The sequence below is a fragment of the Okeania sp. SIO2C9 genome (genome assembly GCF_010672455.1).
In the GTDB taxonomy this organism is placed as follows: Bacteria; Cyanobacteriota; Cyanobacteriia; order Cyanobacteriales; family Microcoleaceae; genus Okeania.
Genome location: NZ_JAAHGO010000012.1, coordinates 228962 through 245174, shown reverse-complemented (window position 1 = coordinate 245174; position 16213 = coordinate 228962). Strand labels below are relative to the sequence as shown.

General features: G+C 35.6%; 10 protein-coding genes and 1 pseudogene. 9 read left to right on the top strand and 2 right to left on the bottom strand.

Features of this window, described 5'->3' with window-relative positions; translation table 11 throughout:
* Positions 1 to 219 precede the first annotated feature (219 nt).
* From ilvD to F6K23_RS11560, 6 genes and pseudogenes are all read left to right on the top strand, one after another.
* The gene (ilvD, locus tag F6K23_RS11585) at positions 220 to 1905 is read left to right on the top strand and encodes a dihydroxy-acid dehydratase (protein ID WP_293154946.1); all 1686 of its coding nucleotides are present in this window, start codon (positions 220 to 222) and stop codon (positions 1903 to 1905) included.
* 934 nt (positions 1906 to 2839) lie between these two features.
* A complete protein-coding gene (locus F6K23_RS11580; protein WP_293154944.1) occupies positions 2840 to 5128 on the top strand; it encodes a PBP1A family penicillin-binding protein in 2289 nt (762 codons plus the stop codon).
* 461 nt (positions 5129 to 5589) lie between these two features.
* Positions 5590 to 5820 carry a hypothetical protein gene (locus F6K23_RS11575; protein WP_293154941.1) on the top strand — a complete coding sequence of 77 codons (231 nt, stop codon included), beginning with the start codon at positions 5590 to 5592 and terminating at the stop codon, positions 5818 to 5820.
* Between the two features lie 120 nt (positions 5821 to 5940).
* On the top strand, positions 5941 to 6393 hold the full coding sequence (locus F6K23_RS11570) for a hypothetical protein (protein WP_293154938.1): 453 nt from the start codon (positions 5941 to 5943) through the stop codon (positions 6391 to 6393).
* Positions 6380 to 7258: pseudogene (locus tag F6K23_RS11565) on the top strand (RNA-guided endonuclease InsQ/TnpB family protein); the annotation flags it as partial. The gene F6K23_RS11570 and the pseudogene F6K23_RS11565, both read left to right, overlap by 14 nt.
* A 234-nt stretch (positions 7259 to 7492) precedes the next feature.
* A complete protein-coding gene (locus tag F6K23_RS11560; RefSeq protein WP_293154935.1) occupies positions 7493 to 7624 on the top strand; it encodes a hypothetical protein in 132 nt (43 codons plus the stop codon).
* Between the two features lie 383 nt (positions 7625 to 8007).
* Here F6K23_RS11560 and F6K23_RS11555 read toward each other — a convergent pair whose 3' ends face one another.
* Together F6K23_RS11555 and F6K23_RS11550 are read right to left on the bottom strand one after the other, a co-directional pair.
* Complete coding sequence (locus tag F6K23_RS11555; RefSeq protein WP_293154932.1) at positions 8008 to 9792, bottom strand: fatty acyl-AMP ligase; 1785 nt, start codon at positions 9790 to 9792, stop codon at positions 8008 to 8010.
* A gap of 679 nt (positions 9793 to 10471) precedes the next feature.
* Positions 10472 to 10633, bottom strand: a complete 162-nt coding sequence (locus tag F6K23_RS11550; RefSeq protein WP_192901130.1) for a hypothetical protein — start codon at positions 10631 to 10633, stop codon at positions 10472 to 10474.
* 924 nt (positions 10634 to 11557) lie between these two features.
* Between F6K23_RS11550 and F6K23_RS11545 the strand changes: the two genes are divergently transcribed.
* The 3 genes from F6K23_RS11545 to F6K23_RS11535 all read left to right on the top strand — a co-directional run bounded on the left by F6K23_RS11545 (position 11558) and on the right by F6K23_RS11535 (position 14803).
* A complete protein-coding gene (locus F6K23_RS11545; protein ID WP_293154927.1) occupies positions 11558 to 12061 on the top strand; it encodes a hypothetical protein in 504 nt (167 codons plus the stop codon).
* A gap of 739 nt (positions 12062 to 12800) precedes the next feature.
* Positions 12801 to 12980: a DUF6887 family protein gene (locus tag F6K23_RS11540; protein ID WP_293154924.1), complete on the top strand. Its 180-nt coding sequence runs from the start codon at positions 12801 to 12803 to the stop codon at positions 12978 to 12980.
* A 599-nt stretch (positions 12981 to 13579) separates the two neighbouring features.
* Positions 13580 to 14803 carry a glycosyltransferase gene (locus F6K23_RS11535; protein WP_293154921.1) on the top strand — a complete coding sequence of 408 codons (1224 nt, stop codon included), beginning with the start codon at positions 13580 to 13582 and terminating at the stop codon, positions 14801 to 14803.
* The last annotated feature ends 1410 nt before the right edge of the window (positions 14804 to 16213 follow it).

Genomic DNA, 16213 nt, shown 5'->3' with positions numbered 1-16213 from the left:
GTCAGGAGTCGGGAGTCAGGAGAATGTGGTCTCTGGGGATTGGTCCCTCAGCAACCGCATTTGCACCGTGTAGACAGTGGGGTATTAAACTCATAAGGGAAAAGATCAAATTACAGACACCAAATTAAGGGCTTAAATTTAGTAATCTTATTGTAAATATCTCAAAAACCACGCTTATCTTCTGAGAAAATCAGAACATAAGTACAACAAAAAAATACTATGCCAGAGAATGTCAGAAGCCAATTAATCACAAAAGGAGTACAACGTGCTCCTAACCGAGCTATGCTCAGAGCTGTAGGTTTTGAAGATTCAGACTTTACTAAGCCGATCGTCGCAGTAGCTAATGCTTATAGCACTATTACCCCCTGCAATATGGGCATCAATGATTTGGCCATGCGAGCTGTGGCAGGAACCAAACAAGCAGGGGCAATGCCACAGATATTTGGCACAATTACCATTAGTGATGGTATTTCTATGGGTACTGAGGGAATGAAATATTCTCTCGTTTCTAGGGATGTTATTGCCGACTCCATCGAAACAGTTTGTAATGGCCAGGCCATGGACGGACTTTTAGCCATTGGGGGGTGTGATAAAAATATGCCAGGAGCAATGATAGCGATCGCTCGAATGAATATTCCGGCGATATTTGTCTATGGTGGTACTATCAAACCAGGTCACTATAATGGTGAAGATTTAACCGTAGTTAGTGCTTTTGAAGCAGTAGGAAAATACAGTGCTGGAAAAATTGATGAAACAGAGCTGAAAGAAATTGAACGTAGAGCTTGTCCAGGTGCTGGGTCTTGTGGAGGAATGTTCACCGCAAATACTATGTCTTCAGCTTTTGAAGCAATGGGTATGAGTCTGATGTATTCATCAACTATGGCGGCGGAAGATGCAGAAAAAGCTGATAGTACCGAGGAGTCTGCCAAAGTTCTAGTAGAGGCTATCCGCAAACAAATTTTACCTCGTCAAATAATTACCCGCAAGGCTATAGAAAACGCAATTTCGGTAATTACTGCAGTTGGGGGTTCCACTAATGCAGTTCTACATTTCTTAGCCATTGCTCATGCTGCTAATGTAGAATTATCTATTGATGATTTTGAAACTATTCGAGCAAGAGTTCCTGTATTGTGCGACCTGAAACCAAGCGGTAGATACGTTACAACAAATTTACATCAAGCGGGTGGCATTCCTTTAGTAATGAAAATGCTCCTCGAACATGACCTACTCCACCCAGATGCTCTAACTATTACAGGTAAGACTATTGGAGAGCAGTTAGCAGACGTACCTTCGGAACCACCCTCCAATCAAGATGTAATTCGCCCTTGGGATAATCCTATGTATGCTCAAGGACATTTAGCTATTTTAAAAGGAAATCTGGCAATTGAGGGAGCAGTTGCTAAAATTACCGGAGTCAAAAACCCAGAAATAACAGGTCCAGCAAGAGTATTTGAGTCAGAAGAAGCTTGCTTAGAGGCAATATTAGCAGGAAAAATTCAAGCAGGAGATATTATTGTAGTCCGTTATGAAGGACCGAAAGGAGGGCCAGGAATGCGAGAAATGTTGGCACCAACTTCGGCTATTATTGGTGCTGGTTTAGGAGATAAAGTAGGGTTGATTACTGATGGTAGGTTTTCTGGTGGTACTTACGGTATGGTAGTTGGTCATGTAGCTCCAGAAGCAGCAGTAGGTGGCGCGATCGCTCTGATAAAGGAAGGAGATATGATTACTATTGATGCTCACCAGCGTTTGCTACAGTTAAATATTTCTGATGAGGAACTACAACAACGTCGTCAAGCATGGCAACCTCCAGCACCCCGGTATACCAGAGGTGTATTAGCAAAGTATGCAAAGTTAGTATCTTCTAGCAGTTTAGGGGCAGTAACTGATGCTGGATTAGATTAAAAGTGTGGTATGATTAACATCAATTTGTGATATTCGCCAGTAAAATTAAATAAGCATATTGTAGACATCCTTAAGTTACAGTTTCTATTATTTTGTAGCTTAGGATGTCAATGAATTCTCAAGCAAATTACTGAAAAATTGGGTTAACTAGCTATTAGTTAGAGCGCGCTTCAGCGCTTCAGCCTAAAAATGTAGTGCTATAGATAATGGTATCTGTTTACCGGATTATTAATAATTAATAATTAAATAATTCGCGCCTTGAAGTCTACCCTTTTAAGGGGAAAAAAGCGGTCGAGGGATGGCGAGGATACCTCGCCATATCCAATCGACCAAGAAAAGAAATAATATTTCCTTATGTTCAATTCCGTAGCGGTTAAAACCCGAGGTAATTATCAATTATCCATGATCCATTATCAATTAATGAAGGAGCAGTCTGTCAAAAAAAGTTTGGGTTGCTTATACCCTTTCCGTTCCAGAATGCTCCGCATACGCGCAAAGCTGACTGCTGAACTTCTGTTTGCGCAGCATTCCGCCAGTAAACGCTTTTTTATCAAAATAATTGGGCATAATACCAATTTGATAAATGTTTGTTACAAATAGTAGAGACTCCCTTATGCAACGTCCCTACGAAAAAAGGAAGAGGAAAGAAGGAAGAAGGTTGAAATCTTGAAAAAAAGGGGAAAACAATATAAATAGCTATCTAAAATGAACTGGAATAGCTATTTTTAAGTATATTCGATAGAAGTCTACCTTTTTGTAGCATTCTTTTTTCACGCTTGGTATAATACCCTGCCTTTTAAGGCGAAATATTTTTGGAGGGTTGCTCACGCATTCCCGTTACAAAAATAACTTCTAACTTCTGTACTGGCGATTCGCGAATCGCCCCTACTGACTTTTGACTTCGTTAACTCTCTGTTCCCTGTTCCCTCTAGTTATGAATTATTCACGGCCTCCTCGTAATTCTCAAACTCTCTTGGGCAATATTACCCAAGTAGTTAAAACTATTCATGCCAATGTCAACTTTTCCCGACTAGCACTGAGACCTAATGCTAAAGTACCCGAACTATGGATACAGGAAACAGAGAATACTCCACCTAAAAAATATCCTCTTTTGGGCGATCGCTATTTACTAGGACGCTCTTCCCAAGCTTGTGATATTGTTATTCGTAATCCCCTGATTAGTAAAATTCATCTGTCTGTCTCCAAAAATACTAATAAATCTAAAGCTCCTTACATAGTTAAAGACGAGAATTCTGCTAATGGTATCTACAATGGGAAAAAACAAGTTTCTCGTATGTCTCTACGTCATGGCGATGTTCTAACTTTAGGACCGCCAGTATTAGCTGATACTGTTAAAATTCGATATGTAGACCCTCCTGTTTGGTATTTTCAAACATTTCGTTATACTGTCTTCGGTCTTTCTGGATTAACCGCTTTAATCAGTTTACTTGTTTTGCTGGAATGGACAAAATTTCAGGTAGACCCTTTACCTAATCCAATTACTGGCCCGGTAGTAGTTTATGCTCGTGATGGACAAACTCCTCTACGTCCCACCTACAGAAATGCTCACTATGAATTAGGGCGCATATCTAAATTCTCTAAATATTTACCTGATGCAGTTATTGCTTCTGAGGATAGTCGCTTTTATTGGCATTTCGGCGTAGACCCCATCGGAATTACTAGAGCAGTATTGACAAATTTGAGGGCAGATGGTATAAGTCAAGGAGGAAGTACGGTAACTCAACAATTAGCAAGAAGCGTCTTTCGTGACTATGTAGGTACAGAAGATTCTTTGGGTAGGAAAGTACGAGAGGCAATAGTATCTTTTAAAATAGAGGCTTTTTATAGTAAAAACGATGTATTATTAAATTATCTGAATAAGGTTTATTTAGGGTTAGATTTATACGGATTTGAAGATGCCTCTAGATTTTATTTTGGCAAAAGCGCTCAAGATTTAACTTTATCAGAAGCAGCAACATTAGTAGGGATTTTACCAGCACCTAATACTTTTAATCCTGTAGAAAATTATCAATTAGCTATAGAAAAAAGAGATGGAGTAATTTATCGAATGCTCACTTTGGGCATGATCGACCAACAAGAAGCAGATAGAGCGAGGCGATCACGGGTAGAAATTAATCCTAAAGCTATAGAAATTCTCCAAAGTACAATAGCACCTTATTATTATAGTTATGTATTTAGTGAACTGGAAGAATTATTGGGAGAAGACTTAGCTAGAGAAGGAAATTTTGTTGTTCAAACAGCTTTAAATCCTGAAATTCAAACTAAAGCAGAAACAAGTTTAAAAGATGCAATTAACAATGCTGGATCTTATGCTAATTTTTCCCAAGGCGCTATAGTCACAATAGACTCTAAAAATGGAGAAGTCATCGCCTTGACCGGAGGTGAAGATTATCAACAGAGTCAGTTTAACCGGGCAACTCAAGCACAACGTCAACCAGGATCTACTTTTAAAGTATTTGCCTATGCTGCTGCTTTGGAAAGAGGGATACCACCAACAAAAATATATTCTTGTAGTTCCATGAGATGGATGGGTCAGACTTACGGAGGTTGTCAACGCAGTGGCCGCAATACAAATATGTACACTGGAATAGCACTTTCTGAAAATGTGGTAGCTTTGAGGGTTGCTCAACAAGTGGGTTTAGGTAATGTAGTCAGAATGGCACAGCGTTTAGGAATTAAATCTAAGTTAGATGCTGTACCAGGATTAATTTTGGGTCAAAATGAAGTTAACGTCTTAGAAATGACTGGCGCTTATGGAGCGATCGCTAATCGTGGAGTAGGAAATCGCCCTCATACCATTAGAAAGATTATTGATAGTAGCGACTGTAGCGATCGCGATAATATCTACACTTGTCGTTGTATTTATTCCTATAATTCAGATCCAAACTGTGAAAACCCTCAAGGGGATATTCAAGCTAACCGTCAGATATTAAAACCACAAATAGCGGATACCATGACTCAAATGCTCCAAGGAGTAGTGCAATATGGTACTGGTCGTGGAGCTTATGTAGGATTAGATGAAGCTGGTAAAACGGGTACGACTAATAGAGGAGTAGATTTATGGTTTGTTGGTTATATTCCTAACAAAAGTATGGTTACAGGTATTTGGTTAGGAAATGATGATAATTCTCCTACTTATAGCAGTAGCGGACAAGCAGCTCAGTTATGGGGGGATTATATGAAAAAAGTTGTGGGTGAGTAAGGAAGTTAGAAGGGTAGTCCTGTATAGTAATGGTGAATGGTGGCTGAAATGCTTGCTATACCGTTACCGAAAAAATTACAATGCACCACTACCGTTAGAAGTTGGAAGTTAGAAATTAAATTCTTACTTTCAGGAGTTAGTTAGGATAGAACTTTAATGTAATTTTCAAATATTAATCAGACAATGATGAATTTTGAGAATGTATTTCCACAGGAAAACCATATTTTATGGCAATTAATACAATTTATTCACCAAGTCACCAAGTCACCAAGTCAGAAATTAAATTCTGACTTTCAGGAGTTAGTGAGAATAGAAGTTTAATGTAATTTTCAAATACTAATAAAACAACCATTATCGGTGATTTTTTAGAACTTATTTCCCAAGGAAAACCATATTTTGTTGGAATTAATATAATTTATAAAGCAATAGATAGTAGTCCTGTAGTTAAAGCTTTAGAAAAAGTGGCTCATGCTCAAGTTATGGCAGCTTTTGAAGCTCTCAAAGAAGAAAAATACTTATCAAGAGAAGAAAGCTTATCTATAACATTAAATAATTTATATTCTGCCCATAAATGTTGCTATATAGCTAGAGTAGAAAATACTAATCCTTTGAATTCTAGTAAGTTATGTGAAGCTGATTATTATATTTGTTGTTTAAGAGCATTTATATATTATAAAAAAAATACGATTTAAGGTTAATTTAAAAATATTTATATCATGCTTTTTGTGCTAGAGAAAATACTGTAATTTATGACAATAATTTAGGATTAAAAGATCGTGTTATATCTAAGATTTGTATCTGAATTTATTCTTGTGGCAAGACAGACTACGGATTTAGTTAAATCTACTTCTCGCAAAAGTTTTTTTCAATATTGCCAGGCAATAATTGGTAAGGTAAACTGTTTGGAGACAGAAGAGTCCGATAAAATTTACCAAATAAAAGATAATTCGTGGCATTCCTTATTAGATCAATCTAATATGCGTAGACGTGCAGCTCTTGGAACTTCTTCAATTAAAATTCGCTGTCAAAAAATTACAATTAAATTAGATCAATGCACTGATATGGGTGATGATTACTATTATCGTTTGTATGTACCCATAATAATAGAAGAGAGATATATATCAATGATTGACGCGAAAAGTTTGTCCGAATTGTTTTGGGGAATATCTAAGAAAAATTATCAAGAAAACGGCGATCTAAAATACTTTCTAAGAAGAGGCAGAAGAGGCAATCGGAGTATATTAGACTTGATCAATCAAATATAAGACAACGGGATGGAAACTTTTAAATCCTAAAACGATTAATTTTAGCGACAAAAAAAGGATTGGAATCCTTAAACTCAAAGGAATTTGGGACTTAGGGTATTTTAATGAATCTGATATTAAACGAGTTAGACTAATTAAGTGTGCTGATGGATATTATTGTCAGTTTGTTCTTTATTGTCAAATAAAAGAGGAAGTTAAACCATCTGGTCAGTGTATAGGGTTAGATGTTGGTTTAGCTTCTTTTTATACAGACCAAAACGGAAATAAAATAGATAATCCTAAGTTTCTAAGAAAGTCTGAAAAGCGGTTAAAGAGACTGCAAAGAAGATTCTCTAAAAAGAAAAAAGGGTCATCTAACCGTAAAAAAGCACGGGCAAGATTAGCTAAGGTTCACCTTAAAGTAAGTAGGCAGCGTAAAGACTTTGCTGTGAAATTAGCAAGGTGCGTAGTTCACTCCAACGATGTGATAGCTTATGAGGATTTAAGAATTAAGAACTTAGTTAAAAATCATTGTTTGGCTAAAAGTATTAATGATGCTGCATGGTACCAATTTAGAGAATGGATAGAGTATTTTGGGATTAAATTTGGAAAAATCACTATTGCTGTACGACCCCAATATACATCTCAAAACTGTTCTCAATGCGGTGAAATTGTCACAAAATCTCTATCAACTAGAACTCATTCTTGTTCCTGTGGTTGTGTGTTGGATAGAGACGAAAATGCAGCAATCAATATCTTGAAAAAAGGATTAAGTACGGTGGGGCACACCGGAGCTAAAGTTTGGGGAGAGAATGCCTCTACTTTGATGGAAGTGATTCTATCAAAGCAAGTAGTCTCGATGAACCAAAAATCCACTCGCCAATAGGTGCGTGGAGTGTCATTTCAGTTATCAGTTATCAGTTATCAGTTATCAGTGAACCTCCGACTGAAGTCGGAGGCTTGAAATACTGAACTAAATATTTTTTTCATCCCCTTAAAAGGGGAGGCACATACCCTCATTTTTTGGTCAAAAAGAGGTTTCGCGCAACTGGCAGTGGAATTAATTGCTGTAGAAAAAGCAGAATTTGCCAACTATTCTATGCTATATGGTGGAGTTTGAATGGGTAATATTTGGCAATTTGCTGTTTTGGATACTCAACAAAAACAAGTTATACAAGATACAAATGTATATCGAGTTCCAGCAGACTTGACAGAGTTATTACAAATTATGGTGGGAATTTTAGAAAGTTGATATGCTCAGGACTTACGCAAATTGGCTTTGAAACCACCATCTGTAGGGGCGAATGGTATTCGCCTTCTCTGTATGTAGAGTCTCTGCGTAAGTCCCGATCAACTATTATCTTTTCTGTAGCGGGTTTATAGCACTTTTGCCGATCTCTGACCTCATGTCACAACCAAAATCCTGTAGGGGCGAATGGCCATTCGCCCCTACCCCATGCAATTTCCCCTTTCTTAGGGAATGCTGTGCAAACAGCATAGCTGCCTTCTTCAATATCATCAAACTGTTTGTCAAATAAAACCTTTTCTGAATAGTAATGCTATGTTTAATTACCATCTCTCCATCTTCCCATTACAAAGATACATAGCAAACTTTTTGAGATTTAGTATTACCCCCTAAGAATTTTGGCTATCTATATAATTACCAGCTAATTCGGATACACTACCTCTTTCAGTCTGAAGTTGCCATCGACCTACTAAATTTAGGGAACCTTCCAAAAATTGACCCCGACAAACTCGACGCTGAATCTTACCACTGGTAGTTTTAGGAATACTACCAGTCTTCAACAGATTAATAGCATAAACTTCTACCGTATGTTCCTCAGCAACTGCCTGACGAATAGCTCCAACTACTTCCTCAATATTCAACTTCCGTAAATAACTGCGTTCCACCTCTTGAACAATTATTAACCGCTCATCATCTTCTGCTTCTATAGAAAAAGCTGCTCCACAACTAGACCGTAAAGCGGGATGACACCTTTCCACAGTCAGCTCAATATCTTGGGGATAACGGTACCTACCCCACAAAATCATCACATCTTTAATCCGACCAGTAATAAATAATTCCCCATCTTGTAAAAATCCTAAATCTCCCGTTCGTAAAAAAGGTCCTTTATCTGCCAAAAAAGCATTAAAAGTTCGCTCCGTCTCCTCTGACTGATTCCAATAACCCCTACCTACACCTGCACCAGATACCCAAATCTCTCCAACTTCACCATCTGGACGTGGAACTAATGATTCTGGGTCAACAATCATAATTTCATCGCCCAACCAAGCAAAACCACAACTAACCACAGCTCTACTTTTTTCACCGCCAACCACAACTCGGTTTTCTGCTAAAGCTTCGGCATCCACATACTTAATAACTGGAGGTTTTGTTTTTGTTGCGCCACTGATAAATAAGGTAGTCTCTGCCATTCCATAACAAGGATAAAAAGCTTCTGGGCGAAACCCACAAGGGGCAAAAGTCTCGGCAAATCTTTCTAAAGTTGCAGCTCGCACTGGTTCAGCTCCAGAAAATGCGACACTCCAACTACTTAAATCTAAATTTTTCAGTTGTTTTGGCGTTACTTGCCGAGAAACTAGGTCGTAAGCAAAGTTGGGTCCGCCACTGGTTGTTGCTTTGTATTGAGAAATAGCTTTTAACCAACGTATGGGTTTTTGAATTAAAGCTACGGGTGACATGAGGGTGACGGGAAAACCACCATATAAAGGTTGTATTACTCCACCAATTAATCCCATATCGTGGAACATGGGTAGCCAAATTACGCCCTGACTTTCTGGGGTATGTTCAAATGACTGATAAATAATTTCTGAGTTATGCAATACGTTGCGGTGATTGACCATTACTCCTTTTGGTTTGCCTGTGGAACCGGAGGTGTATTGGAAAAAGGCAAGGGTATCTGGGTCTATTTTTGGTTCTATCCATTGGGGTGCTTCAGAAAAATAAATTTTATCTGTAGCTATCCAGGGTAATTGGTTGAGTTTAGGAGCTAAGTCTGGATTTTTGGCTAATTTTTCTTGAATTTCCCGTAAAAAAGATTCTGTGGTGAGAATGGCTTTTGGTTCGGAAGATTCTACTCTTTCTTGGAGTTTGGCTATAGCGTCGTTGTTGAGGGGAGGGTTACTGGTAACAGCGATCGCTCCTGCACAGATACAACCAAAGAAACTGGCGATAAATTCTAGTCCGGCGGTGTAGGGATAAAGAACTAATATTCGGTCTCCTGGGATGATGATTGATTGGAGGTGAGCAGCGATCGCTCTTACTTGGGTATTTAATTGTTGATAAGTTAAGCTTCCAGACTTGGTTTCTCCATCTGGCAAAAATGTATAAGCAATTTGGTTAGGTAGATTTTGGGAGCGATGGTTCAGGATATCTAGTATTGTTGAGTATTTAGCCATTTGAGGATTTTTTCAATTGTATTGGTGAGTTTTTCATGCTTACCATATAGTTGTAAATAGGTCAAATCACTATTAGAGGAAGTTGGAAAAATTAGATCGCCATCCTAAAATGAACATGAGGCGATCGCTGGTTTAAACAACGAATTTATAGGTATTTCAGGCTTTAAAATCTTATTAGGTAGTAAAGGGGCTATAGATTATACAGTAAGTATAGAATATCACATAATTTAAAAATAAGGCTGAAACCATTGAAACTATGTTGACGAGTTTAGGGATTTTTAGGGATTTTTAGGATTTTTTTGTCAGAGGTTGGTGACAATCTTTTAAATTTTCTTTCAAAAAAGCTCAGATTGATAATTAAAACTTTATCTTCAAAAAATAACGATTACATCATTTTTGATTCAACAATTAAGTTGGATAAGTTGGAGTACGATCGCCGATCTTGTAGGGTGTGTAAATGAAATGTAAAGTACCACCCACCGACAAGAAGAAACCAAACCATTCTTGACCAAAAAATAGGGTCTCAAGGCTCCCCTTTCAAGGGGATGAAAAAAAATCAAGTTCAATATTTCAAGCCCCTGACTTCGGGTAGAGGTACTGATAACTGATAACTGAAATGACCTAGCAGTGTAGGGATAAACAACTCAACTAATATTTGCTCTCCTGGACTGATGAATGATTAGAGGTGGGCAGCGATCGCTCGTACTTGTGTGTTTAATTGTTGATAAGTTAAGCTTCCAGATTTGGTTTCTCCATCTGGCAAAAATTTATAAGCAATTTGATTCGGTAGATTTTGTGAGCGAGCGTTTAGGATATCTAGTATTGTTGAGTATTTAGCCATTTGAGGATTTTTTCAATTGTATTGATAAGTTTTTAATACCCACCACATAGTTGTAAATATGTCAAATCACTATTAGAGGAAGTTGGAAAAATTAGATCGCTATCCTCAAACGAAAATGAGGTGATCGCTGGTTTAAACAACGGAATTATAGGTGTTTCGGGCGTTAAATTTTGATTAGGTAATAAAAGTGCTATAGATTATACACTAAGTATACTATATCACATAATTTGGAAAATAAGGCTGAAACCATTGAAACTATGTTTAGGAGTTTCAGGATTTTTGGCGATTTTTTGTCAGATTTTTGTCAGAGGTTGATGACAATCTTTAAAATGTTCTATAAAAAAAGCTTAGATTAATAAGTAAAACTTTTGATAAATCTGAAATTATCATAAGAGACATAATAAGATGATGGAAAAGGGAAAAAAGATAATGACAATAATAACTTTTCTGAAAATCTTAGAAGTGGTAGATGAAATTCATCCAGAATATCAATAAAATTGAATTGAGATGTCAATAAATAGTCTGCGATAACGACATAGAACAGAAAAAATTAGAGATATTTAAGAAGCATAAAAAGAGTTTAAAAAAGCCAAGTCTCAAGTTTTTACTGACGAACAACTGATGCAGGAAATTATTTGCTGATTTTTTTTATTAGGTAGTTTAGTCTAGTGCGTTAATGAAATTCAACCTACTATATATCTACAAAAAAAACTAAACCATTATTAACCAAAACTCTCGATAAAAAGAAAAAAAACTATTTTAAATATATCAGGTGTGTGACGACTCAAAATATTTCTAAATTATCTATTTTTTTCAACTAAATTCCCTAAATAACCCTACTTTCAAAGTAGGATATAATTACAAGCTAGAGTACACATATTTCTATACAAAATAATTCAAATCTATAGGTTCAGAAAAAAGCTTATGTCTGACTTCTTGTCTTTTGGAAATCTCCTGACAGTATCTAGAACTTTACCAGCACTGAAACAATTTATTGAAGGTGATGTGTTAGGCAAAGTTCTCTCAGAAGTTGGGGATGCTGAGTTAATTGCAGCGTCACATATTTTTAATAATTTAGATTCATCTGCCGATAAGGGAAAAGCTCTTAATCGTGCATTAGTGCATCTCGAAAGTGCACATGAATTGTTTAAGCGTTCTGCGATTTCTGTTATGGACAGTTTCAATGGATTTTCTATAACATTTAATATAGGACAATACATTGAATGGCAATATAAAGATATATACATCTGTTTGCTGATAGCTTTATGTCACAGGTATATGAATGATGATAGAAAAATCATTGAGGAAAAAATACATTGGGCTATACAGGCTTTCAAAGGTTACCCAGGAGCTCCACACGCATATTATCGTCTGGGAAAGATGATGCCCATAACATTTCCTATATTCCTCTTTATTACCAAAAAGTGAGGTATAAAGCCTCCCCTTTTAAGGGGATGAAAAAATATTCAGTTCAGTATTTCAAGCCTCCGGCTTTAGTCGGAGGTACTGATAACTGATAACTGATAACTGATAACTGAAATGACATTCAGCATAGGGCTAGGTGTCCCATTTGGACAAATCAAGATGATGTTAAACAAAAAGCATCGGTTTTATTGGAAGTTAGCCGAAGATCGAGAAGCAACAGAAAGGCTAATCGAAGAAGTCCGCGATAATTTACTATCTATTTAAAACCAAACTGCTAATAAAGCTTAAGGGTTTACTAGGTTAGCTAAAGTGTCAGTCAAGTAGAGTTTGTTAATCAAAGGTAACACCCTGCTTTAATAATAAGGAGTTAATTATTGCCCACAGATAAACAAAAAGAAACTGCAATTTTTATTTGTCAGTTACTATCTAATATTGTAAGCATTCAGCTATTAGCCATCAGCTCTCAGCAATAACATTTTGTGTTTAAGGATGGAGTTTAAATAAATATAGACTTTGGAGCTGACTTTTGTAGTCATATTTTTCGTTTCTCAATTAAATATTGCTTTTATCACTGACTAAAAGCACTCTTCTGATAGCTGACGGCTGAATGCTTACCTAATCTTTATCAATCCATAAATTTATTTCGTTATGACTAAAAACTAAAAATAATTTACATTTTAGCCTGAATGAATGATGGTTTAGAAATTGTAATCAACCAAAATAGAAATTAGGATTGTGAAATATGAACAAATCACTTTCGCAAATAAATAATAAAGAACTTCGTCAATATCTTTCAGAAAATTGCAATGATGAAGAAAAATTTAGCCAAGGATTGAAACTGTTAATGAGTCGCAAAACGGAAAATTTTAAGTATCCTCAACCATCAGAAATTGACAGAGAAGAAATTGAGGCAATTTTTTAAGCCAAATTAAATCAGAAACAATAATATGATAAAAAAAACCAAACTTTATCAATTTATAAGTGCGGTTAATTACGGCTGAAAATATTACTAAATTCTCTATTTTTTGCAACTCAACTTCCTAACACACCCTACTTTTTTTAACTAAAGTAAAAGTAAAAAAAACAAACTGTGATTATTCTGTACTTTTGATTTTATAATCATTTTTAATAACTTTGTGTGTAAGTTTAATATTATCTGTAAATAGCCTCAATTTTTTTTATATATGGGATAGGGGCTAAAAATTATAGAAGTTTATTTTCTAGCCTGTAGGTATCTGAATTATCAATATCTAAGGATTTCAGGCAGCTTAAACAATGTTCCCTGAAAAGTTCTTTTTGATCTTCATAGTAATCGAGGTCTTTTGACTTTAACAAACCTAAACTATCGTTTAATAGATAATGGTGTTCAAATTGTGAGAGTAGTTAGTGGATATCGTAATTTAGAATCTCTTTTTGAACAATAATTAGCAGAAACTTAAGATTTAGCTTACTTCTTACTTCTTACTTCTTCCTTTTTCCTTCTTCCTTCTTCCTTCTTACTTCTTTCTTCTTCCTTAATTTATGAAAATTGCTATTATTGCCTCTGGATTTTTACCTGTATTAGACGGAGTAACTGTCAGTGGTTTTTACCGAGTCCAAAAATTAAGTCAATTCGGACATCAAGTTTTATTATTTTGTCCTGACTATAGTCCCCTTGCTCATTTGTATCCTAATTGGAAAGATTATACGGGTAATATTTTTCCTGGAGTTCAAGTTATTAATTTACCGAGTACGCCATTCCTAGATTTTGAAAGAAACGTGGGATTTAATACTTATAAAATAGTCCGCCGAGAATTAGAAAAATTCCAGCCGGAAATTATTCATGTAGATGAACCAGAAAGATTATTTTTTGCTTTTTTCCGTTTAGCTGGCATCGAATTTGCTCGACAAAATAATATTCCCTGTGTTTGTACTTTCAGAACTAACTTTTTAGACTATTTTGAAGATTTTTTGCCTTTGCCAAAAGGGATTAACTTGATGTTGAAATTAATCTTTGAAAAAAGTTTTATCTCTATTTACAATCAATATGATTTAACTTTGGTTTCTAGCAGTGTCACCTATCAAAAAATTGTGAATATGGGTATTGAGAATGTTAAATATACCAATTTTCATGGTTTTGATGTGGAAAAATTTCAGTCAGCGAGAAAAACAGCTAATTTTTGGGAATCAAATTATCAAATTCCTAATTTAACCAACAAAGTAAAAATAGTTTTTTTAGGCAGATTAACCGAAGATAAAGGTTGGCAATTTACCTTAGATGCTTTTGTCAGACTTCAGCAATTAGTAAATCTAGAAAATATTGCCATAATAATTGTTGGTGACGGTCCGATGCGTGATGAAATATCAAATAAATTAACTAAACTGACAAAAAATGTATATTTATTAGGTAGAGTACCTCCAGAAAATATACCTAATATTTTGAAAAATAGCGATTTTCATGTCACTTCCTCAGAAAAAGAAACCAGAGGTTTAACAGTATTAGAAGCTTTTGCCGCAGGAATTCCAGTAGTTGCTCCTCAAGCAGGAGGAGTCGTGGAAAATATTCAAGATGGATGGAATGGTTTATTATTTACACCAAAAAATCAGGAAAGTTTTTGTGAGAGATTGAAGCTATTAATAGAAGATAGTAATTTAAGAATTCAAATTGGTATTAATGCCAAAGAATCTATTGCTAAATATAGTTGGGATAATGCAGTCGCTAACCTAGTGAAAATTTGGCAAGAGCAAATTACTCAAGTCTATTGAGGAAGGAAAAATTCAAGAATTTAGAATTTAGAATTTAGAATTTAGAATTACCTCTTCTTTTAAAGGAGAGGATTGACTAATCATGAAAATTTTTCTTCCCTTGGTCGATTGGATATGGTTAGAAAACCCATCCATCCCACCCTTCGGGAAGCTGGGAAGATCGACCGCTTTTTATCTTCTTAAAAGAGGAGTCTTTCAACCGCAATTTTTCGGTAAGGAGGAAGAAGGAAGAAGAAAAAAGGAAAAAGTGGATGGAGAATAAAACCCCGACTAATTGTAAACATCACTTATGAGGTGCAGAATATTAAACCTAAAAGAAAAAGATAAAAATTAGTAACAAAGCATATCAGCTATCAACTTTTACTTCTTTAATTTGGTGGTGGTGCATTGTAATGGTGGTCTATTGTAATTATTTTAGTCAAGGATAAAAGTAGTGGGAGCAAAATGCTCCCATGAAGCGCCGTTGTTCATCCACATCTACCATTACGTTCCGCAGGACTACCGTTTAACTTTATCCTAATCTTAAGAGCGCCTAATCTGGTTCAATTTAAGATGAAAAACTCCATAAACTCTAGTTAGGGGTTGCTGATTAAATCTAAAAGCATTGACAAATAAAGACTTTAGCCTTTTTGAAGTCGAAAAAAGTGCCTGGTTTTCAGCTCTTCATGCTCAAAAAGGAGCGTATTTTAGGCGCATAGTTGGGCACAAAAATCCCAAATTGAAAATTCTTACTCCTACCTCTTCGCTCATTCCCCGTTCTTCCTGTCTCCTACCCCCTACTAAAAAACTTTTTCAGCAAACTCTAGTTAAGTTGGTTTTTTTAGCTAAAAAACATCTCAGATCAAAAAAAATAACTACCTGTGAAAAATTAATTTAACATTTGTAAATCTAGTAGGGGAGCTGTATAAGGGAGCTGTTGGATTGGCAACGTATGGAAAAAAATATACTTGTATACCTGACCAGTGGAACTAAAAATAGTTTTTCCTACTTATTTAAGTTGACGATCAAATATACAATTAATTTGCTTTTACTACTTATAGCAATTCTCATACTGAAAAATAAGAAAAACAGGTATATATCACTAACCAAATCGACACTATATTTTTAGTGAACACTTACAAAATTGGTATAAATACCCTAATTATATACATATGGAATCGAGAAAAATATCAAGGATAAACTACTTAAAATTTGATCTGAACTACAGATAATTTTCTTCAACCCCAACCTAATCTAAATTTACTTGAAAAATTTCCCCAGTTTTTCCCAAAAGTTAACTTTGTATATATGAATTAACTTAAATAACATTCTGATTGTTTTTCTCAAAATTATATCCTGAAAGCTCTATGGAATTTTCTATATTTTTTTGTGCCTTTTGCAACAATAATTCTTGGATTCCTTTGAATAATA